This window comes from Curtobacterium sp. MCBD17_003 (genome assembly GCF_003234885.2).
GTDB lineage: Bacteria > Actinomycetota > Actinomycetes > Actinomycetales > Microbacteriaceae > Curtobacterium.
Map to the genome: position 1 here is coordinate 3365744 of NZ_CP126275.1, position 21834 is coordinate 3387577.

The following is a 21834-nucleotide window of genomic DNA, read 5'->3' on the forward strand; positions in this document are numbered from 1 at the left end:
GACGCTGCACGGCGTGCAACGCGGTTCAGCGGAGGTGTTCGAGTAGGTGCGCGGTGAACGCGGCCATGAGCGTGTCGAGGGTCGCTTTCGGCGTGGAGCTTGCGTAGTAGAAGTCGTGGTCGACGTCGTCGAACCGTCGGGTCTCGACCGGCGCGCCGACGGCTACCGCTCGCGCGCTGAACTCCTCGATGGAGGGGCGCAGCGTGTCGTGCTCCGCGGTGACGACCAGGGTCGGTGGCAGTGCCCGGAGCTCGGCGTCGGAGAGGAAGCTGGGCGAGACCAGGGGATTTTTCCGGTCGGTGTCCTCCAGCGGGTAGGCCGTGTCGACCATCTCGAGCATCCCGGCGTTCACGAACGGCTTCTCGATCAGCAAGGTCGCTTCGGCGGGCGGGATCGACAGGTCCACGGCGGGCACGATGAGGGCGGCAGCGCGAACAGCGGGGCCGTGCTCGCGGGTGGTCTGCGTGAGGGTGCCGAGGGCGAGGTTCCCCCCGGCGCTGCTGCCAGTCACCGCGATCCGGGTGCCGTCCCATCCCATGGTGTCCCCAGAGCGGGCGACCCACCTGAGCACGTCGAAGCACTCCCCCAACGCCTGTGGGAACCGGGCTTTGGGAGCTGTGCTGTAGTCGACGTTGACGACGACTGTGCCGACTTCGCCCGCGATCCCTCGAGCGAGGTGGTTGTCCTGCAGCGGGTTCCCGATCACGAACCCACCACCGTGGGTGTTGATGACCACCGGCGGGGTGGCACCGTTGGCGGCGAGCGGGGCGTCCGCGGGAGGCCGTGTGATGTAGCAGCGGACTGACCCGTGACGGGTGGGGATGTGCACGATCTCGTTGTCCGGAACCGCTCGGGAGGTCAACTCCACCTTCGGCGCCCGGATGATTCGTGTGACGAGCGTTGACATCGCCCAGGTGCGGACGCGCATGCCGAGAGGGGCGGCCATGATGGTCTCTTTCTGTGGCGTGGCTACTGGTGCAGGCGTGCGGGTCGAGCGTGTTCGTCGGTGCCTATCGCGGGCCGGGGATGGAGGGAGGAGCCGCCGCTGACGGCCCCTCCTTCTGTCCGGCTACTTGTCGCGACGGGTCCCGGCTCGAACGGTGTCCGAGCCTGAGGCGGCTGCGGCTGCGGCTGCAGCCGGCTGGCCGGCTGCAGCGGCGTCCTGTCGCGCCTTCTCGAGTTCGTCGGCTTCTGCGCCGCCGATCGCTTCGCCGCGGGCCACCATGCCGGCCGTGTCGGAGAGCTTGATCTGCGGCAGGAACAGCGCGAGGAGGAACGCGGCGGCGATGAACGGCAGCAGGTACCAGAACACCGGCGCGAGGGAGTCGGCGTACGCGTTCACGATGCCGTTCTGCACCGCCTCGGGGAGCTTCGCCACGGTCGCGGGGTCGATGCTGCCCGCCGAGGACGCCGCATCCGTCGCGGAACCGCCGGCGCCGCGGAACACGTCCGTCAGCGAGGTGGTCAAACGTGCGGTGAACAGTGCACCGAAGACGGCGGTGCCGAGGGAGGCGCCGACCTCGCGGAAGTAGTTGTTCGTCGAGGTGGCGGTGCCGACCTGCTCGGCGGGTACGGCGTTCTGTGCGACGAGGACCACGACCTGCATGATGAGGCCGAGGCCGGCGCCGAAGACGAACAGGTAGACGCAGATCAGCCAGATCGGGGTGTCCGCAGCCAGCTGCGTCAAGCACAGCATCGCGGCGGCGACGAGGATCGTGCCGACGATCGGGAACATCCGGTAGCGGCCGGTCTTCGTGATGAGGTTGCCGGATACGACGGAGGTGCCGATGAGGCCGACCATCATCGGGAGCATGAGAAGCCCCGAGACTGCGGCCGAGGTGCCGGATGCCATCTGCAGGAACGTGGGGACGAACCCGATGGCGGCGAACATGCCGATGCCGAGCACGAGGCCGATGCCGGTCGCGAGCAGGAAGGTACGGTTGCGGAAGAACGACATCGGGAGCACCGGGTCCTCGACGCGGGACTCGACGAGCACGAGGAGGGCCGCGGCGACGACGAGGCCGGCGAACCAGGCCCAGGTCTCGGGGGCGTCCCAGCCGTGGTCCTTGTTGCCGCCGAACTCGGAGAAGAACACCAGGCAGGTGGTGGCGGCGGACATGAGGAGCACGCCGAGGACGTCGATCTTCTTCTCGGCCTTCTTGGTGGGCAGGGTGAGTGCGAACCAGGCGATGAAGAACGCGGCGATCCCGACGGGGATGTTGATGTAGAAGGCCCAGTTCCAGGTGAGGTGGTCGACGAAGAACCCACCGAGCAGCGGGCCGCCGATCGCCGAGAGGCCGAAGATCGCACCGAGCGGGCCGAGGTACTTGCCGCGCTGCGACGCGGGCACGATGTCGGCAATGATCGCCTGCGACAGGATCATCAGACCGCCACCGCCGAGGCCCTGCACCGCACGCCACACGATCAGCTGCGTGAAGTCACCGGCGAACGCGCAGCCGGCCGATGCGATGGTGAACAGCGCGATGGCGATGAGGAACAGGTTCCGCCGACCCAGGACGTCGCCGAACTTGCCGTAGATCGGCATCACGATCGTGGAGGCCAGCAGGTAGCCCGTGGTCAGCCACGCCTGGTGCGCGACACCGCCGAGCTCGCCCACGATGGTGGGCATCGCCGTGGACACGATGGTCTGGTCGAGGCTCGACAGCAGCATGCCCGCGATGAGCGCCGAGAAGATGGTCCAGATGCGGCGCTGGGTGAGCAGGAGTGGCCCGTCGGACCGTCCTGCCCGTTTCGCGCTCTTGGTCGAGCTCATGGGGTGTGCTCCAGTTCGTTGATCGAGTGTGCCGCCGAGAGCGGCGCACTGCTGGCCGGGACAGCGGGGCTGTCCGAGTTCGCCATCGCTGTGACAAGGCGGAAGTTGGCGCGGAGGATGTCCTCGAAGGGCGGCCCGTCGTCATCGGCGAAGAACCGCCACGCGGTCGCTTTGAGCAGTGCGCCGATGATCTCGGCAACGAGCCGCCCGCGGTCGTCGGCCGGGTCTGTCCATCCGAATCGGGAGCGCATGGCGTCGCCGACGAGGTTCATCTGCCGGTCGGTCGCGGTGACGAATCGCGCCACGAGGGAGGGCTCGCGTTCCAGGACGTCCCGCATGAGGGCTTCTTCGCCGCGGTCGAGGCCGACGACATGGAGATGTTCGATCGCCAGTGCGACCGCCGCTTCGAAGGGAGCGAGGTCGGGGTCGACCGCCGCTCCCGCAGCGAAGGTGGCAAGCAGGTCGTCTTCGACGCCGAGCTCGATCCCGAGCACGACGTCTTCCTTCGACGCGAAGTGGTTGAAGAACGTCCGGCGGGACACACCAACTTCTTCGCAGAGCTGCTCAATGGTGAACCCGTTCAGGCCGTCCGCGATCGTCCGGCGACGGGCCGTGGCGATCATGCGACGGCGAAGCAGTCGCGTGCGCTCAGATGTGTTCACACTCTGCAGCTTTGCACTTTGCGAGGCACAGTGCAACTACTTGAAGTTGGAGGTGCAGACTTCGCTGGCCGTGCGGCATGGATGCGACAACGCTCCGTGGTACGGACGGAAGTATCCGGCACCACGGAGCGTCGTGGATCCGCGGGTGGATCAGGCCGTGTGGAAGCGGCGGAAGGCTTCCTCGAGCGTCTCGGTCGGGTGACCGATCAGCGTGGAGAGGACCGTCGAGGGTCCGTCGAGCGCGCCGTCGGCGACGGCGGCGTCGAGGCCGACGAGGAACCCGATCGTGCCTTCGTCGAGACCTGCAGCGACGAGTGCCTCCTGGTGCTCCTCCGACGAGACGCCGGCGTACGCGACGTCGCGTCCGAGGACACGGCTGGCGGTGGCGGCGAACTCGGCGCCGTCCCAGGCGGTGTCGCCGGCGAGCTCGAGTGTCTCGCCGCGATGCGCGTCCGTTGCGGCGACGACGGCTGCCGCTTCGGCGTAGTCGGAGCGGGAGGCCGAGGCGATCCGGCCGGTGCCGCTGCTGGCGAGCCACTGGCTGGTCGCGGCGATCTGGGCGAACGCCTGCTCGTAGTTCTCGTTGTACCAGTTGTTCCGGAGCACGGTCGCGGTGACGGGTGAGGCCGCGAGGAGGTCCTCGGTGGCCTTGTGCTCGGGTGCGACGAACAGCGTCGACGTGTCGGCGCGGGGAGCGCTGGTGTAGACGATGTGCTGCACGCCGGCCTGTTCCGCGGCGCGGATGGCGTTGGTGTGCTGCGGGACACGCTGGCCCACCTCGCTGCCGGAGACGAGCACCAGGGTATCGATGCCGTGGAACGCGGCCTGGAGGGCGTCCGGGTCGGTGTAGTCGGCGACTGCGGTGCGGACATCGTGGTCGAGGAACAGTGTCGAGAGGCGGTCGGCGTTGCGGCCGACCGCGACGACGTCATCGGCAGCGAGGCCGCGGGCGAGGAGGTGCTCGACGATCAGGCGGCCGAGTTGACCGGTCGCGCCAGTGACGGCGATCGTCACTTGATGACCCCGAGACCGTCGGTCCATCCGATCTGCTCGGAGACGGCCAGGCCCATCTGAAGGTAGCCGATGCCCTCGAGCTCGTGGGCGCGGGCGAGGGGGCCGGCGTCGTACGCGTCGAGGCCACCGGCGGTGATCGCTTCGCGGAGGGCGGCCTTCGCGTCGGCGTCGTCGCCGGCGATGAGCACGGCGGTCTTCTTGCCGCCGACGCTCTTCGCGGCCAGCGCGCCGGCGAAGTTGGTGTTGAACGCCTTGACGACGTGGGACTCGGGCAGGCGGGCGGCGAGGTCCGCGGCGCCGCTGCCGGCGTCGAAGGCGACGGGCTGGAAGGTGGCGAAGTCGACGGTGTTGGTGATGTCGACGACGGTCTTGCCGCCGAGGGCGGCCTTGTACTTGTCGGCGATCTCGGGGAGGGCCGCGTACGGGACGGCGAGGACGACGATGTCGCCGGCGAAGGAGGTGGGCTCGTCGGAGTGCTTGATGGACTCGACGGTGGCGCCGCCGTCGGAGAAGACGGAGGCGATCGCGGTGCCCATGTTGCCGGTACCGAGGATGCTGATGCTGGTCATGATGTGTGCTCCTGTTTCAGAGGTGGTGCGGTTGGAGAGGGTGAGTTCAGAGGGCGATGAAGCCGAGGATCGCGCTGACGATCGAGAGGATCATCAGGACGATCGGCGCCGCCGGAGATTCCTTGCGGCGCAGGTGGACGACCACGGCGCCGAGCATGAGGACCGCGAGGAGGATCGCAGCGATCGGGGTGAGGATCGGCGCGATGTCGAGCAGCAGCGGCAGGATCAGACCGATCGCTCCGAGAACCTCGGCGAGCCCGATGAGCTTGACGTGGCTGCTGGCGAAGTCGGCCGCCCAACCCATCCCGCTGCTGGCGAGGGCCTCGGTCGGGCGTGCCAGCTTCATCAGGCCGGCTCCGAGGAACGCGAGCGCCAGGAGGCCATTGATGATCCAGAGTGCGATGAGCATGATCTTCCTTGTGCTTGAACGTTGAAGTAACGAGAGCGACAGTACACACCATTTTGTTGAACAGTCAAGTTTTTTCTGCGACGATGTGTGCATGGACGAACCGCGCTGGCTCAACAAGACCGAGGCGGCAGCCTGGATGGATCTCCTTGCGATCATCGAGCTGCTGCCTTCGGCCCTCGACGCTCAGCTCAAGCGTGACTTCGGGATGACCCGCTTCGAGTACAACGTTCTCTCGATGCTGAGCGAGTCGCCCGATGACAGCGCCCCGATGAGCAGCCTCGCCTTCCTCACCAACGGCTCACTCTCCCGTCTGTCGCACGCGGTGACGAAGCTCGAGAAGCGTGGGTGGGTGCGTCGCGTGCCGTCCGAGACGGACAAGCGCTCGCTCGTGGCCACCCTGACGGCGGACGGACGAGCGCTCATCGAGCGAGCGGCTCCGCATCACGTCGAGGAGGCTCGACGTGCGTTCTTCGACGCGATCTCGCCTGAGCGGGTCGGCGATCTCGCCGAGATCCTGCGGCCGATCGCCGCGAACCTCTTGACGCCGGACGCCGACTGCGGGTCGACGGTGCGCGCCGCTGCGCCGGCGGCTCACGACTGACCGTCGGCTCTCCAGACCGAAGACTCCACAGACCCCGACCGCTCGGACTGGCACCCGTCAGTCCGTCGCTCCGCCGTGCCCGCTCATCCGATGCGGCCGCCTCTCAGAACGGAAACTCCCATGAGCACGATCGACACGACAACCCGCCGCCCGAGCCGCCTCCGCGGGGTGCTCGTCGCGACTGTCCTCGCCGCCGTCATCGGCAGCATCGCCAACGCGATCATCGCCGTCAGCGCCCTCGCGGCCGGTGCTGACCCTGCAGTGCAGGGCCTGACGCCGCCGGCCTACATCACCTTCACCGTCGTCGGGGTCCTGATCGGCGCGATTGGGTGGGCGCTTATCAGCCGCGCGCGTTCGGCTGGCCGCGTGCTCGCGATCCTCGTCCCTGTCGTACTGGTGCTGTCCCTCATCCCCGACGTGCTCCTCGCCGTCAGTGGTGGCTCCGCTGCGATGACCGCGGGAGTGGCGCTCGGCATCATGCACCTCGTGACCACTGCGATTGCGGTGCCGATCTACCGCGTGTTCCTCCCGATCGCACGCTGAGTCCTCCTCCCGCCCGCCAGCTGACGACGCTTTCGTCGCCCAGCTGGCGGGCGTTCTGCATCCAGGCCCGCTCCTGCCGCGTCGAGCCTTCAAGAACGATGTGCAGCGAGTTGTTGACAGTTCAACCAAACGGCGTACAGTGGTCCTCGTTACTTGATAGTTCAAGTAATCCCTGGTTCCGGCAGCAGCAGCTCGTGCGGCCAGGATCCACGCCGACGTCGAACTCTGCAGGAGCAGCAATGAATCCCCTCGACACTTCTTCGGACCCGCGCCCCGCCCCGAACGCGGCCGCGCCCGGCACGCCGGACCGTGAGGTCGCGGAGTTCGGCGCCGTGCACCTCGAGGTCACCGACCTCGGTCGTTCCACCGCGTTCTGGACCGATGTCATCGGTCTCGTCCTGCGGTCCGAGTCCCAGGACCAGGTCGAGCTCGGTACGAAGGCACGGACGCTCGTCACCCTGCACCCGGGCGCCCAGACCGGGTTCCTGCAGGGCCACAGCGGGCTCTACCACCTCGCCGTGCACCCGCCGACAGAAGCCGACTTCGCACGGATCCTGCTCCGCCTCATCCGGGTCGGCTGGCAGATCTCCCCCACCGACCACATCATGTCGAAGGCGATCTACCTCCTCGACCCGGACGGCATCACCGTCGAGATCACCCTCGAGACGCCGGAACGTCTCCGCGGATTCCACTTCGACGACAACGGCCCGTACGTGCTCCGCCAAGACGGCAGCCGCTCCAACGGTCGCGAACCGCTCGACGTTCGCACCGTCCTGAACGCTCTGCCCGACGACGACACGACCCTCCCCATGCCGGAGGGCACGAAGATCGGCCACGTCCACCTGTACGTCGGGGACCTCGAAGCCGCCTACGGCTTCTACCGCACGTTCGGGTTCAACCAGGCTGTCTGGGCACCCCGCTTCCACATGGGCGACCTCGGTGGAGGCGGCGCGTTCAACCACCGCATCGCGGTGAACACCTGGCAAGGCATCGGCGCACCACAATCCCCCGCAGGGACCGCCCGCATGCGCGCCTTCACCCTCCGCCTCGACACCCACGAGCGCCTCGACCATGTCCTCGGCACCGTCGACGGACCCATCGAGGAATCCGACGCCGGCTTCCTCGTCCGAGACCCCAGCCTGAACACGCTGCTGCTCTCCGCCAACTAACCACCGCCCCAACCCGGGCACACAACCCCACTCACGTTCCGTGAGCGGCCACTTTCAGCCGAAGGACAAGTCCATGAGCACCACCGACGACAACAAGACCATCGCCCGCACCTTCTACGACGCCTACAACGGCGGCGACCTGCAGGGCGCGTTCGACACCTACATCGCCCAGGATCTCCTCAACCACACCAACGGCGGCGCGATGAACCGTGACATGTGGATGGGTTCCGACCTCGCCGCGAAGACCGCGGTCCCCGACCAGACCATGACGATCCTCGGCCAGGCTGCCGACGGCGACACCGTCTACACCCACTGGGTCCTCGAGGGCACCTTCAGCAACGGTGACCTGTTCGGCATCCCCGCCAACGGCAATGCGACCCGCCTCGAAGCCGTCGCCGTCGACGTCATTCGCGACGGCCAGATCGTCGAGCACAACGCCATCGGCGACTTCACCGCTTTCATGAGCCAGCTCACCGCTCAGTAAGCACCGCCCACGAGCTGATGCAATAGCCGAATCACTCCACAGTCGGCGAAAGCGAAAGACTCGCCGGCGGGATCGCACCGGATGGGCCGGGGTCGCGTGCAGCTCCCCCGGCTCATCCGGCCACCTTCGACTCCGCTAGCTGTTTCAGTAGCCGATGCTTCTCCGAGGCATCCTTGGTCCCCTCTACGCTGACGGGGCATGCAGAGCACCGCGACTCATCAGGTTCCGATGGACGGGCCGCTCACCGCCACCCGCTCCCAGGCTGGACACGCGTCTCTTCATGGGGTTCGGACAACTGTGCGCGATTTGCGCCCGCGCGCCCTACCGGAGGTGCCGAGTGGTGTTGCCTTAGGGTCTGCACATGGGCAAGGTTGACGACTTCTTGAGCGAGCACCTTCACGGTCTTGCCGGTCCCTACCTCTTCGTCGGCGCAGGCCTTTCTAGGCGGTATGCGGGCCTTGGGGACTGGAAAGGGCTATTGACGCACTTTTCCGAGCTCACTGGTCATCCCTTCGCCTACTACCTTGGTGCCGCGGGCGGAGATTTCCCGACGGCAGCGACGCTCATCGCGGACGCCTTCTATGACTCCTGGTGGTCTGACGCCGCGTTCGCATCGTCCGTCGATGAGTGGCGAGATTCGGTAACGACCCGTGCTTCGCCACTCAAGTTTGAAGTAGCCAAATACGTGAGGTCGGCGCTCGAAGACTTCGCGCCGCCCGTAGACCTTCTTCACGAGTTCGAGCTATTCAAAGACTCCGTTGTCGACGGTGTGATCACGACGAACTTCGACTCCCTACTCGAGCGAGTATTTCCAGACTTCCGGCCATACATCGGTCAAGATGAACTTGTGTTCTCTGACACGCAAGGTATTGCGGAGATCTACTACATTCATGGAGGCGAAAAGCACCCCGATTCATTGGTGCTTACTGCGGAGGATTACGAGGATTACAACGCGCGGAACGCGTATTTAGCTGCGAAGCTAGCAACTATATTCGTCGAGCATCCCGTTATATTCCTTGGGTACAGTCTAGGTGATTCGAACATTCAGTCGTTGTTGGATTCACTGATCACTGGTCTTCGCCCGGAGAACGTCTCGAAGTTGCAGGATCGACTCATTTTCGTCGAGTGGGTGCCCGACCAGCCGGCAGACGTGAGCTCCACCGTGATGAACGTGAACGGGGTGTCTCTCCCGATCATCCGCGCAACGGTGCCAGACTTCCTGGAAGTGTTCAGCGCCCTCGGGCATCGCGAGCGAGCTATGCCAGCGCGCATCCTTCGGCTGCTCAAGGAGCAAGTGTTCGAGCTTGTGCAGAGCAATGATCCAGACGGGCGGCTTGTTGCCGTCTCCGACATAGACGACTCTAGCGCCAGCGGGTTGGACGTCGTTTTTGGCGTCGGAGCGAAGATGACGGCAGTTGGCATCGTCGGACTCACCCGTCAGGACCTTTTCGACGACGTTCTACAGAGCCCTGCTCGAGATTTGCCTGCGGATCTGGTCATCTCCAAGGTGTATCCCAAGCTGCCAATCACGACGTACGTGCCTGTCTTTAAGTATCTCGTCGAGGCTGGTCTATGGACGGCTGGCTCATGGCAAGGAGGCTCTGCACTAGAGACGGCCGCCAAGAGGCGGGCAGAGAGATATGCGGAGCTGTTCGCGAAGCTCGAGGAGCCGGGCGTTCTGTTGTCGGTGCCTGACCTCGAGGCAAAGATGGGCTGGGATCGTGTTTTGAACAGTGCGATGCAGTTGCCCACACTGACGAACGACGTTGCTGGTTTGCGGGAGTTTCTGGTGAAGTATCGTGAAAAACGCTCTGAACCGTGGTGGTCCACGCAGTACGCGAAAGCGGTCGTGGCGTATGACTGGATGCGCTTCGGAAGCGCGTGAGGCGCCTTCTATCGAGAGCTGCTCTTCAGCTCCCCGCATTTAGGGTGAGTCACCGCTAGCGGTAGCTTGTGTCGCTGATCGACAGTCGGTCGCTTAGAGGACGCCGAAGAGGACGGCGGAGACGACCCCCAGCGACCAGCGGACCGTCCGAAGGGCCGACCGGCAGCCGGATGCTTCCTAGCGGACGGTGCGGCGCTGCCGTCCGACGGTGGGCGCGATGACGGAGGCGCAGAGGATGAACGCCGCGGCGATGAAGAGGCTTGCGAGGGTGAGTGCGCTGTGGGTGCGTCCGACGGCTCCCGCAACGCCGGTGCCGCTGGTCAGTGCGGTGGAGACGGCGACGAGGACTGCGAGGCCGAGGGAACTGCGGAGCTGGTGGGCAGTGTTCACCAGGCCTGAGGCGGCTCCGGCGTAGGCGCTGTTTGCGCCAGCGATGCCGAAGCTGGAGAGGAGGGGCGAACGCGAGGCCTTGACCGGCACCGACGACGACCATCGGGGCGTCGATGGCGAGCATGAACGGCGAGTCAGCGGTGGCTAGCCCTTCCACAACGTCGTTGCCGACGTGCCCGAAGTCATCGAGGCGCACCACGTCAGGGCGCAGACTGCTTCATCATCAAGGTGCTCGCCCGGTCGATGCGGGACCTGGCGCGGATCACTGGACGGCTCGCCACGCTCGAAGGGATCACCACGAACGTCGTGTACTCGAGCCCCGTTCCCGCGCGGCACGTGGAACCTGCATGAGCAGCTGCCCCTCACGCAGAGCGGGGCGCTCCGGGATTTTGCCGTGGCGTCAGGGCCCCGTCAGTGCGCGCCGTCATGTCCGGTAGCCGATCGGCTATCGAGACGGCTCAGATGGCGGCCGTGCAGTGCTCAGGACGAGGCGTACCGCCTGTTTCGCTTCGTCTGGGACGAGCTGTTCATCATCGAGCGAGGTCGCGGCGACCCAGCTGGGGGCGTACTCGTTGGAGTCGGATGCTCGGTGTAGCTCCGGTCCTCCGAGCGACACATCCGTGAAGGTCATCCGCACGACGAAGTACGCCGCAGGCACATCGCTGTCTACGGGGACGTCGAGCAGCTCGCCCACGTCGCATCAAGCCCGGTCTCTTCGCAGGTTCGCGACGGCAGGCCTCACGTAGGTTCCCGCTCTCTTCGACGCCGCCTCCGGGGAGCACGCAGCAGCTCCGGCCGTTTTTGAACCGTCGGATCACGAGCACCTGCTCGTCGTGCACGACGACTGCCGCTAAGCAGTCAAGCTGGCGGTCAACGCCGATACGAGACAAACTGATGCCGGAACAGACAGTCTGAAACACTTCCAGACATTCTCACCCGCTTAGTCACAACTTGCCCGTGTGCTGCTTGAGCTGGGGATTCCCGTATACCTGTCTCGCGAGAATGCCCGGTGAAGGTGCCCTAAGTGCTACAGGTCGAAGTCGCCTCTCGTGGTCCCGCGGGTCGATGGCGGATTGGTCGCGGGCGACGGAAGCCGACCGGTCGTGCAGCCCGGGATACTCGGCACGGCCCGCGAGTGCGACTGGACCCGTCGTCGCTGCCAAACAACCTGTCCTTATCGGTATTTCGGACACGTTGTGCGGCAGTCGGACAAGTTAGCTGGCGGACGACACGTTCCCCTACTGCGGCATGTCCACGAACCGCGAGAACATCCCGTGGAACGCCACCGTGATCGTGTCCGTCGGCCCGTTGCGGTGCTTCGCGACGATGAAGTCCGCCTCGCCCTGCCGCGGGTTGTCCTTCTCGTAGGCGGACTCGCGGTGCAGCAGGATCACCATGTCGGCGTCCTGCTCGATCGAGCCCGACTCGCGCAGGTCCGAGATCTGGGGCTTCTTGTCCGCGCGCTGCTCGGGGCCACGGTTGAGCTGCGAGAGCGCGATGACCGGGACTTGGAGCTCCTTGGCCATGAGCTTGAGCGCACGCGAGAACTCCGAGACCTCTTGCTGGCGACTCTCGACGCGCTTGCCGCTCGTCATGAGCTGCAGGTAGTCGATGACGACGAGCTTGAGGTCGTGCTGCTGCTTGAGCCGCCGGCACTTGGCTCGGATCTCGACGAGCGTCATGTTGGGGGAGTCGTCGATGAAGAACGGGGCGTCGTTGATGCGACCGCGGGTCTGGGCGATGGTCGTCCAGTCGCGGGCGTCGACGGTGCCCTTGCGCATGTTCTGGAGCGGCACGCTCGACTCGGCGGACAGCAGGCGCATGGCGATCTCGGAGCGGCCCATCTCGAGCGAGAAGAACGCCGCGGTCTGGTTGTGCTTGACGGCGGCAGCGCGTGCGAGGTCGAGGGCGAGCGTCGACTTGCCGAGCGCCGGGCGCGCCGCGACGATGATGAGCTGGCCGGGGTGGAACCCGTTCGTCAGGGCGTCGAGCCCGGCGAACCCGGTCGGCACGCCGGTCATCTGCCCGTCGCGGCCCTTGGCGGCCTCGATCTCGTCGATGGCGGAGCCGATGGCCTCGGTCAGCGGCACGTAGTCCTCGGTCTGCACGCCACCCGCGACGTTGTAGACCTCGGCCTGGGCGTTGTTGACGAGGTCGGTGACCTCACCCTCGGACGCGTAGCCCATCTGCACGATGCGCGTGCCGGCCTCGACCAGGCGACGGAGCACGGCCTTCTCGGCGACGATCGCGGCGTAGTAGCCCGCGTTGGCCGCCGTGGGCACGAGCGAGGTCAGGGAGTGCAGGTACTCGGCGCCACCGGCCCGGGACAGCATGGCCGTCTTGGTGAGCTCGTCGGTCACCGCGATGACGTCGGTCGGCTCACCGTGCGAGTACAGCGACAGGATCGCGTCGAAGATGACCTCGTGCTTGGGGATGTAGAAGTCCACGCCCCGCGCGGTCTCGATCACGTCGGCGACGGCGTCCTTCGACAGCAGCATGCCGCCGATGGTCGACTGCTCGGCGAGCAGATCGTGGGGCGGCGTCCGCTCCATGCCCCGTTCGGCCATGTCCGGTGGTGCACCGAGATGCGCGATCGACACGCAGACTCCTCACTGTCCTGGTCGGCCCGTCCGGGCCGTTCGAGCATGATCCGGGAGGCCCGTCCCACCATTGGTACCGCCACCCCCCGACACCACCCTCGCGGCTCGAGCGCGACGGTCGTTCCGGTCCCGTGACGACCCGTTCCATGCCCCCTGCCCGAGTCGCTCCCGCAGGCTAGGGGAGCGAAGTTATCCCCAGCAAGAGGTCCTGTGGATAACTTTGTGGATGACACGGGGAACACGCCGGAAAGCGGTGGTGACAACTGTGGAAACTCCTGTGGAGGAGCGGGGACCGGGGCGAAATAAACCGCTTCTGACCTGGCGTTTCTGGTTGCACACCATGTGTGCACAACGTTGTTTAGAGTGCCGGTTGAAGGTTCCCGACTTGACGTCCTGCCTGTGCATAGAACCTGGACAGGGCGGCCTGATGTGGAGTACCACGTCCCGCGCTCCCAGCCCCACCACATGCGCGCTTGTCCCCCGGAACGGTCCCCGGGTCAACAGCGCGACGGGTGTCGCTGGGCGCGCGCCGGAACCACGCGGAGTTGCTGTCCGCAACCAGGAGGACACGCGTACCCCACCGGCCTCGCCCCGGTCCCGGCCGGCGGGACGGACGGCCACCGCGCCTCCCGGCAGGGGGCCGGAATCGACATGACCGTTGTCGTCCGACAGCAGTCGGGTCGTCGCATCCAACCGCATCTGGTGCGTGTGCATCCGACGACCGCCGATCCGATGTCGGACGACCGCCGGACTGTCGAAGAGCAGCGAAGCCGGAGGAGGCTGCGGGGACGACGAAGGGCGGGCCTCCCGACTGGGAGACCCGCCCTCGGCGGTCGGACCGGCAGCGCCGGTCCGGACGGAACTACTTGGCGGCGACGACCTTCAGCGCGATGGTCGCGACGATGTCCTCGCGGAGCCGGACCGTGGCCTCGTGCTCGCCGACGGACTTGATCGACCCGGGGACCTCGATCTTGCGCTTGTCGAGCGAGCCGATGCCCTGCGCCTGCACGGCGTCGGCGACGTCGCCCGGGCGGACCGAGCCGAACAGGCGGCCGTCCTTGCCGGCCTTGACGGTCAGCGTGACAACGGCGTTCTGCAGCTTGAGCTTGAGGTCCTGGGCCTCTTCGATCGTGGCGAGCTCGCGCGCGGCGCGAGCGGCCTGGATCGACTCGACCTGCTTCTGACCACCACGCGACCACGCGACGGCGAAGCCCTGCGGGATCAGGTAGTTGCGGGCGTAGCCGTTCTTGACGTCGACGACGTCACCGGCGGAACCGAGGCCGGAGACCTCGTGGGTGAGGATGAGCTTCGACATGGGTGATCCTCCGATCAGCGGCCGGAGCCGGCGTAGGGGAGGAGCGCCATCTCGCGGGCGTTCTTCACGGCACGGGCGATGAGGCGCTGCTCCTGCACGGAGACGCCGGTGATACGGCGGGCACGGATCTTGCCGCGCTCGGAGATGAACTTGCGCAGGGTCGCGACGTCCTTGTAGTCGATGACGCCGACCTTGATCGACTTCGCGGGGGCGGCGTTCTTGCCGCCCTTGCCTCCGCGAGGCTTGCGGCGGTCGCCGCTGCTCTTTCCAGCCATTGGGGGATTCCTTCTAGTTCTGTTTCCGGATCAGCGGGGGAGCCGACTGATCAGAACGGGGTTTCGTCGTCGTAGGTGCCGCCTGGGGTGTTCCACACGTCCGACGAGGACGTGTTGCCACCCTGGTTGCCCTGCGGGGACCACGGTTCGTCGGACTGCGCGCCACCGTTGTAGCCGCCGCCACCGCCACCGTTGCCGCCACCGACCTGGCCGCGGCCACCGCCGCCACCACCACCGGAGGCGCGGGTGACCTGGGCGGTCGCGTAGCGGAGCGAGGGGCCGATCTCGTCGACCTCGAGCTCGATGCTCGTGCGCTGCTGGCCTTCGCGGTCCTGGTAGGAGCGCTGACGCAGACGACCCTGCGCGATGACGCGCGAGCCCTTGGTCAGCGATCCCGCGACGTGCTCGGCGAACTCACGCCAGACACTCGCACGGAGGAACAGCGCGTCGCCGTCCTTCCACTCGTTCGCCTGACGGTCGAACGTGCGCGGTGTCGACGCGATGGTGAAGTTCGCCACCGCGAGGCCGTTCTGCGTGTACCGCAGCTCGGGATCGCTGGTGAGGTTGCCCACCACCGTGATGACGGTCTCGCCGGCCACGGGCTACTCGGCGCTCTTCGTGGCGGCCGCGGCCTTGCGGGCGGCGCGCTCGTCGGAGAGCTTCTTGGCGGCGGCGACCTGGGCGATCGCTTCCTCGGCGCGGAGGACCTTGGTGCGGAGCACGGCCTCGGAGAGACCGAGCTGGCGGTCGAGCTCCTTGGCGGCGTCGGCGTTCGCCGTCATGTTGACGACGGCGTAGATGCCCTCGGACTTCTTGTTGATCTCGTACGCGAGACGACGACGGCCCCAGACGTCCACGTTGTCGACGGTGCCACCGTCGTTGCGGATGACTGCGAGGAACCGGTCGAGCGACGGAGCGACCGTGCGCTCGTCGATCTCGGGGTCGAGGATGACCATCAGTTCGTACTGGTGCATGCGGAACCCACCTCCCTTGGTCTAGAACGGCTCCGGTCTTTCCGGAGCAGGAGGGTTGATGCATGTGTGCGACCACCACGAACACGGTGGGCACAACCTGACAAGACTAGCCGACGGCCGGGAGGCCCGGCAAGGGTTCTCCACAGCCCGACCGCCCGCACCGTGGTCGGGTGGTGCGGATCAGCCCCGCTCGGCCCACCAGGCGCGCAGGCGACGCTCCGCCTCGTCGGGTCCGAGGGGCCCCTCGTCCATGCGGGCCTCGAGCAGGAACCGGTAGGCCTCGCCGACCTCGCGCCCGGGGCGGATGCCGAGGATCCGCATGATGTCGTCGCCCGTCAGGTCGGGACGCATGGCGTCGAGTTCCTCCCGGTCGCGCAGGGCGGCGATCCGGTCCTCCAGGTCGTCGTACGCGAACCCGAGCCGGTCGGCCTTGCGGCGGTTGCGCGTCGTGACGTCCGATCGGGTGAGCTCGTGGAGCCGCTCGAGCTGGTCGCCGGCGTCGCGGACGTAGCGGCGCACGGCCGAGTCCGTCCACGCGCCGTCCGTGTAGCCGAAGAACCGCAGGTGCAGCTCGATGAGCTTCGTGACGGCGGCGACGGTCTCGTTGTCGAACCGCAGCGCGCGGAGCCGCTTGCGGGCGAGCTTGGCACCGACGAGGTCGTGGTGGTGGAAGCTCACGACGCCGCCGGGCTCCAGGCGGCGGGTGGCGGGCTTGCCGATGTCGTGGAGCAATGCGGCGACGCGGAGGACGATGTCGGGCGCGTCGCCGGCGTGCCGTTCGTGCTCGTAGCCGATCGCCTGCGTGAGCACGGTGAGCGAGTGCTCGTAGACGTCCTTGTGGTGGTGGTGCTCGTCGATCTCGAGCTGCATCGCCGGGAGTTCCGGCAGCACCCGCTCGGCGATGCCCGTGTCGACGAGGAGGCGCAGCCCGGGCACGGGGTCGTCCGTGGCGAGCAGCTTGACGAACTCGTCGCGCACGCGCTCGGCGGAGACGATTGCGATCGAGCCGGCGAGCTCGGTCATCGCGGCGCGGACGTCGTCGCTCACGGTGAACCCGAGCTGGCCCGTGAACCGTGCCGCACGCATCATGCGGAGCGGGTCGTCGCGGAAGGACACGACGGCGCTCTGCGGGGTGCGCAGGCGACCGGCGAGCAGGTCCTCGACGCCGTCGGCCACGTCGACGAGCTCGCGCTGGGGGAGTCGCAGGGCCATCGCGTTGACGGTGAAGTCCCGGCGGACCAGGTCCTCGGTGATGGCCGATCCGAACTCGACCTCGGGCTTCCGGGTCTCGCCGTCGTACACGTCGCTGCGGTACGTCGTGATCTCGACCTGCTCGCCACGCACGCGGGCCGCGATGGTGCCGAACTGTCGCCCGACGTCCCAGGTCGCGCTCGCGATCGGTTCCACGATCCGGAGGATCTCGTCGGGCCGGGCGTCCGTCGTGAAGTCGAGGTCGGTCACGGGCCGGCCGAGGAAGGCGTCGCGGACGGGACCGCCGACGAGCGCGAGTTCGTGGCCGGCCTCGCCGAAGGCGGCGGCCAGGGTGGCGACGGGTGCGGACTCGGCGAGGTGACCGAGGCGTTCCACGGCGTGTGCGACGGAGGGCATGACCCGTCGATCATCCCAGAACCCGGCCGTGCCGTGCCTCCTCGGCTGCGTCTCCGGCTGGGCCTCCTACACTCGTCCGAGGCCCGGACGGTCCCGGGCGCCTCTTCCATGCACATCCTCCGAACGCCACTCGCCGCCGCGGTGACCGCGCTGGTCGCCCTCGGCGTCGTCGGCGTGCCCGGAGTCGCGGAGGCGGCGAGCAGCAGCCATGCACCGGCCAGCAGCAACCACGCCGCGTCGGCCACGAGCAGTGCGCGCGCGGTCGCGACCCCCGGTCCCACCGGCACGAACGCCAGCACCGCGACCCCCGCGCCCACCCACCCCGCGCAGAAGAACGCAGCGGCGCCCACCACGGCGACCACGGCCTCCCTGTCGGTGGCGGCGACGGACCAGGGCGTGCTCAAGCCGGACCAGGACCTCACCCTCACGGTCACCGTGACGAACGGCACCGACACGGACCTCGCCGCGACCACCGCGGACGTCTCCCTGTCGCGGAGCGTGACCGGGGACCGGTCCGACCTCGAGGACTGGCTCGAGGACACCAGTTCAGACGGTTACCTCGGCTCCTACCTGTCGAGTTTCGACGTCCCGGTGGTCCCCGCGCACCAGACGGTCACGATGACCGACATCACGATCCCGTCGGCCACGGTCGGCCTCGACGGCTACTCGTTCGGCGCGCGCCGCCTCGCGGTCTCGTACGCGTCGGGCTCGGTCGACGTCGTCGGCCGTTCGGCCATCACCTGGTACCCGTCGCTGACGCAGCAGCCCACGGACGTCTCCGTCGTGATGCCGATCACCGTGCCCGCGACGACCTCGACCACGCTGTCGGCGTCGGAGCTCGCCGCGGACACCGCCGTCGACGGCACGCTCACGGCGCAGCTCGACGCCGCCATCGACCACAACGTCGCGATCGGCATCGACCCGCGGATCATCGTCTCGATCCGGCTCCTGGGCCAGGACGCCCCCGAGTCCGCGGTGACCTGGCTCGACCGTCTGACCGCCGCCCGGAACGAGACGTTCGCGCTGCCCTACGCCGACGCCGACCTGACGGGCCTCCGGCAGGCGGGAGCGCCGGGCGTCTTCACGCCGATCTCGTTCGACCAGGACGTGGACCCACGCCACTTCCCCGGTGCGGTCACGCCGACGCCGACCGCCACCGCGACCGGGACGACGGACGGTGCGAGCGGCGCCGGCGCGGCCGCCGCGAGCGCGACGCCGACCGCCGGTGCGGGCCCGTCCACGGCGGCCGGTGGAGGCACGGGGACGAGCGCCGGCGCCGGAACCAGCACCGGGGCTGAGACCGGAACGGCGGCCGGAACCGGAACGACCGCCGGCACCGACGCAACCCCGGCGCCCGGCACGGGCCAGCCGGGCGACGAGCCGACACCCGCCGCGCCCACGCTGCCGACGATGCAGACCCTGCTCGACTTCCCGTACACGCTGCCCTCGATCGCCTGGCCGGACGAGGACACCGTCACGTCGGACGACCTCCCGGTACTCGCCAAGGGGGGTTACCAGCACACCATCGTCGCGAACGGGAACACCACGGCCGGCGCGGACACCACGGTCGCCGCCTCCGCCAAGGCCGGGACCGCCGACCTCCTCGTGTCCGACGAACGGCTGAGCGCGCTCCTCGACGACGCCGCGGACGCACCCGATCAGGCGTCGTGGCAGAGCGCGATGGCGGCGCTCACCGCCACCCTCGCGACGACGACGCGGCAGGCGAGCACGTCCGCTCCGATCCTCCTGACGTTCGACCGTTCATGGCCGACCGACCCGACCCGCATGTCCGACACGCTCGACGCGCTCGAGTCGATGCCGTGGGTCTCGCCCACGGACCTCTCGACGACCATCGGCACTGCGCCGACGAGCGTCTCGGTGAGCAACCACGCCGAGCCCGACGACCGCCTCGCGCAGCTCCGCCAGCTCGTCCAGTCCGAGAGTGCCGTCACCGCGTTCTCGACCGCCCTGACCACCCCCACCGACCTCACGGCGCCGACCCGGCTCCACACGCTCGCCCTCGCCTCGACCGCGTGGACGACCGACCTCGCGGGACTGCAGCGTGCCGTGGCCGTCCGGGTGAAACGGGCGAACGCCGTCGTCGACTCCGTCGGGATCGTCGACTCGAGCTCCATCACCCTGCTCGGCGACCGGTCGTCCCTGCCGATCTCCGTCCGCAACAAGTCCGAGTTCCCCGTGACCGTCTACCTGACGGTCACGCCGTCGAACTCGTTCCTCCGGGTCGAGAAGAACGCGCTCCAGGTCACCGTCCAGCCCGAGTCGCAGTCGCGCATCACGTTCCCCGTGCAGTCCGTCGCGAACGGCAAGGTGCAGCTCCAGCTCAGCCTGACGAGTTCCACCGGGACGCGCGTCGCGCAGCCGAGCGCGGTCGAGATCAACGTGCAGGCCCAGTGGGAGACGATCATCACCGGCCTCGCCGGAGCCGCGGTCGTGGTGATCTTCGGCCTCGGGATCCTGCGCAACATCCGCCGACGCCTCCGTCGCCGGTCCGGTGGCGCGCCTCCTGAGGACGACGACGACCCCAACCGTCCGCTCGACGACCAGCCGGTAGCCGCGTCGGCCGCCGCCCCCGCGGCCACCGTATCCACGGCCGTCGCCGCACCCGCCGCCGTCGCCACACCCGCCGCCGTCGCCGCTGCACGCCCGACGGGCGCACGAGAACGGAACGACGTGACCGACGACCTCCAGACCGCTCGGCCGGGAGGCACGGCTCCACTCGCCGGGACCCCCATCGGTGCCGCGGCACCCACCGCCGGCACCCCGGGCACGACGGACGCGGCCGTCGGGGCGGGCGCGGTCGCGGCAGCGGGCCCGATCGACGGTGCGGCTCCGACCGGCGGCGCGACCCCGACCGGCGGCGCGACCCCGACCGGCGGCGCGACCCCGACCGCCCCGGCGGAACGCGGCCTCGGCCGGGCCAGCGCCCTGCTCGCGATCGGCACGATGGTGTCGCGCGTCCTCGGGTTCGCCAAGACGTTCGTCCTCGCGGCCGCGATCGGCCAGTCCGGCAGCGCCGCCGCCAACGCCTTCGCCGTCTCGAACCAGCTGCCGAACAACATCTACGCGCTCATCGCGGGCGGCCTGCTCAGCGCGGTCCTCATCCCGCAGATCGTCCGCTCGATGAAGCAGCACGCCGACGCCGGTCAGGCGTACATCAACCGGATCGTCACGCTCGGGGGCATCGTGTTCCTCGGCGTCACCGTCGTCGCCACCGCGATCGCGCCCCTGCTCGTCCACCTGTACAGCCAGTCCGCGGGCAGCGGCGGCAAGGGCTTCGCGGACGACACCACCGCACTGGCGGTCGCGTTCGCGTTCTGGTGCCTGCCGCAGATCCTCTTCTACGCGCTGTACTCGCTGCTCGGCGAGGTCCTCAACGCCCGCCAGGTGTTCGGGCCCTTCACGTGGGCGCCGCTCCTCAACAACGTCATCGCGATCGCCGGGCTCGTCGTGTTCATCGCCCTCTTCGGCACGCGCGGGCTCAACAGCGACGCAGGCGACTGGACGCCGACGAAGATCGCCGTGCTCGCGGGGAGCGCCACTCTGGGCGTCGCGGTGCAGGCGGCGTTCCTGCTGCTCTTCTGGCGTCGTGCCGGCCTGGGGTTCCGTCCCGACTTCCGGTGGCGCGGGGTGGGCCTCAAGGCGACGGGCACCGCGGCCGGCTGGCTGTTCCTCATGATCCTGGTGACGCAGCTCGCGGGCATCGTGCAGTCGCGGGTGGCATCCCTCGGCACGGGCGCGGGCAACGCGACGCTGCAGAACTCGTGGCTGCTGTTCATGCTGCCGCACTCGATCATCACCGTGTCGATCGCCACCGCCTACTTCACCCGGATGAGCCACGACGCGGAACGGGGTGACATCGCCGCGGTCCGCCGGAACCTGTCGCAGTCGCTGCGGATCGTCGGTCTGTTCACCGTGTTCGCGTCGGTCGCCCTCATCGTCCTGGCGTTCCCGTTCGCCCGGATCTACGAGCACGCCTTCACGGACGTCCGGTCGATGGCCTTCGTGCTCGTCGCCTACATGCCCGGCCTGGTGCTGTTCAGCATGTTGTTCATCATCCAGCGGGTGTTCTGGGCCCTCCACGACCACCGCACGCCGTTCTTCATGCAGCTCGTGCAGTCCGGGCTGTTCGTCATCGGCGCCTACGCCGTCGCGGCCCTGCCCGGCTCGGCCATCGGTGTCGGCGTCGCGATCACGACCACCCTCGCCGGGAGCGCCCAGACCGTCGTCGCGCTCGTCATCGTCCGCCGACGCCTCGCCGGCATCGAGGGCGGCGCCGTGACGCGCTCGCACGTGCAGTTCGTCGTCGCCGCGATCGTCGCCGGGGCCGCCGGGGTCGCCGTCGCCGCGTTCTTCGGGGCGTTCCGAGCCGGCGGGTTCGCGATGACGGACGTCACGAGTGCGCTCATCACCCTCGCGCTCACCGCGGCCGCCATGGTGGTCGTGTACGTGGCCGTGCTCGTCCTCACGCGCAACGGCGAGATCCGAAGCGCGGTGGGCCTCCTCCGGGCCCGTCTCGGACGCTGAACGCGGGCCGAGCGGCGG

At 68.2% G+C, this 21834-nt stretch carries 20 protein-coding genes; 6 read left to right on the forward strand and 14 right to left on the reverse strand.

The features are described from left to right. Nucleotides 1–25 precede the first annotated feature (25 nt). The 6 genes from DEI88_RS15980 to DEI88_RS16005 form a co-directional block, all read right to left on the reverse strand. Complete coding sequence (locus tag DEI88_RS15980; RefSeq protein WP_111035782.1) at nt 26–946, reverse strand: alpha/beta hydrolase; 921 nt, start codon at nt 944–946, stop codon at nt 26–28. Nucleotides 947–1069: 123 nt separating this feature from the next. Further along, the gene (locus DEI88_RS15985; protein ID WP_111014265.1) at nt 1070–2773 is read right to left on the reverse strand and encodes an MDR family MFS transporter; all 1704 of its coding nucleotides are present in this window, start codon (nt 2771–2773) and stop codon (nt 1070–1072) included. Then, nucleotides 2770–3471 carry a TetR/AcrR family transcriptional regulator gene (locus DEI88_RS15990; protein ID WP_181435082.1) on the reverse strand — a complete coding sequence of 234 codons (702 nt, stop codon included), beginning with the start codon at nt 3469–3471 and terminating at the stop codon, nt 2770–2772. The genes DEI88_RS15985 and DEI88_RS15990 overlap by 4 nt, the downstream gene beginning before the upstream one ends. A gap of 114 nt (nt 3472–3585) precedes the next feature. Then, complete coding sequence (locus tag DEI88_RS15995; protein ID WP_111010758.1) at nt 3586–4449, reverse strand: SDR family oxidoreductase; 864 nt, start codon at nt 4447–4449, stop codon at nt 3586–3588. Then, entirely contained in the window at nt 4446–5018 is a 573-nt protein-coding gene (locus tag DEI88_RS16000) for an NADPH-dependent F420 reductase (RefSeq protein ID WP_111010759.1), read from the reverse strand. The genes DEI88_RS15995 and DEI88_RS16000 overlap by 4 nt, the downstream gene beginning before the upstream one ends. 46 nt (nt 5019–5064) lie before the next feature. Then, on the reverse strand, nt 5065–5427 hold the full coding sequence (locus tag DEI88_RS16005) for a DoxX family protein (protein ID WP_111010760.1): 363 nt from the start codon (nt 5425–5427) through the stop codon (nt 5065–5067). Nucleotides 5428–5518: 91 nt separating this feature from the next. Here DEI88_RS16005 and DEI88_RS16010 point away from each other — a divergent pair, with 91 nt between their 5' ends. From DEI88_RS16010 to DEI88_RS16030, 5 genes are all read left to right on the forward strand, one after another. Next, on the forward strand, nt 5519–6028 hold the full coding sequence (locus tag DEI88_RS16010; RefSeq protein ID WP_111010761.1) for a MarR family winged helix-turn-helix transcriptional regulator: 510 nt from the start codon (nt 5519–5521) through the stop codon (nt 6026–6028). Between the two features lie 120 nt (nt 6029–6148). Beyond that, entirely contained in the window at nt 6149–6571 is a 423-nt protein-coding gene (locus DEI88_RS16015; RefSeq protein WP_111010762.1) for a DUF6069 family protein, read from the forward strand. 239 nt (nt 6572–6810) lie between these two features. Continuing rightward, entirely contained in the window at nt 6811–7740 is a 930-nt protein-coding gene (locus DEI88_RS16020; RefSeq protein ID WP_181435394.1) for a VOC family protein, read from the forward strand. 73 nt (nt 7741–7813) lie between these two features. Further along, on the forward strand, nt 7814–8224 hold the full coding sequence (locus DEI88_RS16025; protein ID WP_111010764.1) for an ester cyclase: 411 nt from the start codon (nt 7814–7816) through the stop codon (nt 8222–8224). Between the two features lie 361 nt (nt 8225–8585). Then, nucleotides 8586–10109, forward strand: coding sequence for an SIR2 family protein (locus DEI88_RS16030; RefSeq protein WP_111010765.1), 1524 nt, complete (start codon nt 8586–8588; stop codon nt 10107–10109). Between the two features lie 177 nt (nt 10110–10286). Here DEI88_RS16030 and DEI88_RS16035 read toward each other — a convergent pair whose 3' ends face one another. The 8 genes from DEI88_RS16035 to DEI88_RS16065 form a co-directional block, all read right to left on the reverse strand. Continuing rightward, nucleotides 10287–10499 carry a hypothetical protein gene (locus tag DEI88_RS16035; RefSeq protein WP_181435395.1) on the reverse strand — a complete coding sequence of 71 codons (213 nt, stop codon included), beginning with the start codon at nt 10497–10499 and terminating at the stop codon, nt 10287–10289. A gap of 530 nt (nt 10500–11029) precedes the next feature. Continuing rightward, the gene (locus tag DEI88_RS16475) at nt 11030–11419 is read right to left on the reverse strand and encodes an NUDIX domain-containing protein (RefSeq protein ID WP_375334771.1); all 390 of its coding nucleotides are present in this window, start codon (nt 11417–11419) and stop codon (nt 11030–11032) included. A 318-nt stretch (nt 11420–11737) separates the two neighbouring features. Further along, a complete protein-coding gene (gene dnaB, locus DEI88_RS16040; RefSeq protein WP_375334608.1) occupies nt 11738–13099 on the reverse strand; it encodes a replicative DNA helicase in 1362 nt (453 codons plus the stop codon). Nucleotides 13100–13961: 862 nt separating this feature from the next. After that, nucleotides 13962–14414: a 50S ribosomal protein L9 gene (gene rplI / locus DEI88_RS16045; protein WP_111010767.1), complete on the reverse strand. Its 453-nt coding sequence runs from the start codon at nt 14412–14414 to the stop codon at nt 13962–13964. A gap of 14 nt (nt 14415–14428) precedes the next feature. Beyond that, complete coding sequence (rpsR, locus tag DEI88_RS16050) at nt 14429–14689, reverse strand: 30S ribosomal protein S18 (protein ID WP_066517360.1); 261 nt, start codon at nt 14687–14689, stop codon at nt 14429–14431. Nucleotides 14690–14739: 50 nt separating this feature from the next. Continuing rightward, the gene (locus DEI88_RS16055) at nt 14740–15288 is read right to left on the reverse strand and encodes a single-stranded DNA-binding protein (RefSeq protein ID WP_111010768.1); all 549 of its coding nucleotides are present in this window, start codon (nt 15286–15288) and stop codon (nt 14740–14742) included. 3 nt (nt 15289–15291) lie between these two features. After that, a complete protein-coding gene (rpsF, locus tag DEI88_RS16060; protein WP_111010769.1) occupies nt 15292–15663 on the reverse strand; it encodes a 30S ribosomal protein S6 in 372 nt (123 codons plus the stop codon). Nucleotides 15664–15843: 180 nt separating this feature from the next. Further along, entirely contained in the window at nt 15844–17271 is a 1428-nt protein-coding gene (locus DEI88_RS16065) for a CCA tRNA nucleotidyltransferase (protein WP_111071969.1), read from the reverse strand. Nucleotides 17272–17379: 108 nt separating this feature from the next. Between DEI88_RS16065 and murJ the strand changes: the two genes are divergently transcribed. Next, nucleotides 17380–21816: a murein biosynthesis integral membrane protein MurJ gene (gene murJ, locus DEI88_RS16070; protein WP_220038149.1), complete on the forward strand. Its 4437-nt coding sequence runs from the start codon at nt 17380–17382 to the stop codon at nt 21814–21816. Nucleotides 21817–21834: the final 18 nt, after the last annotated feature.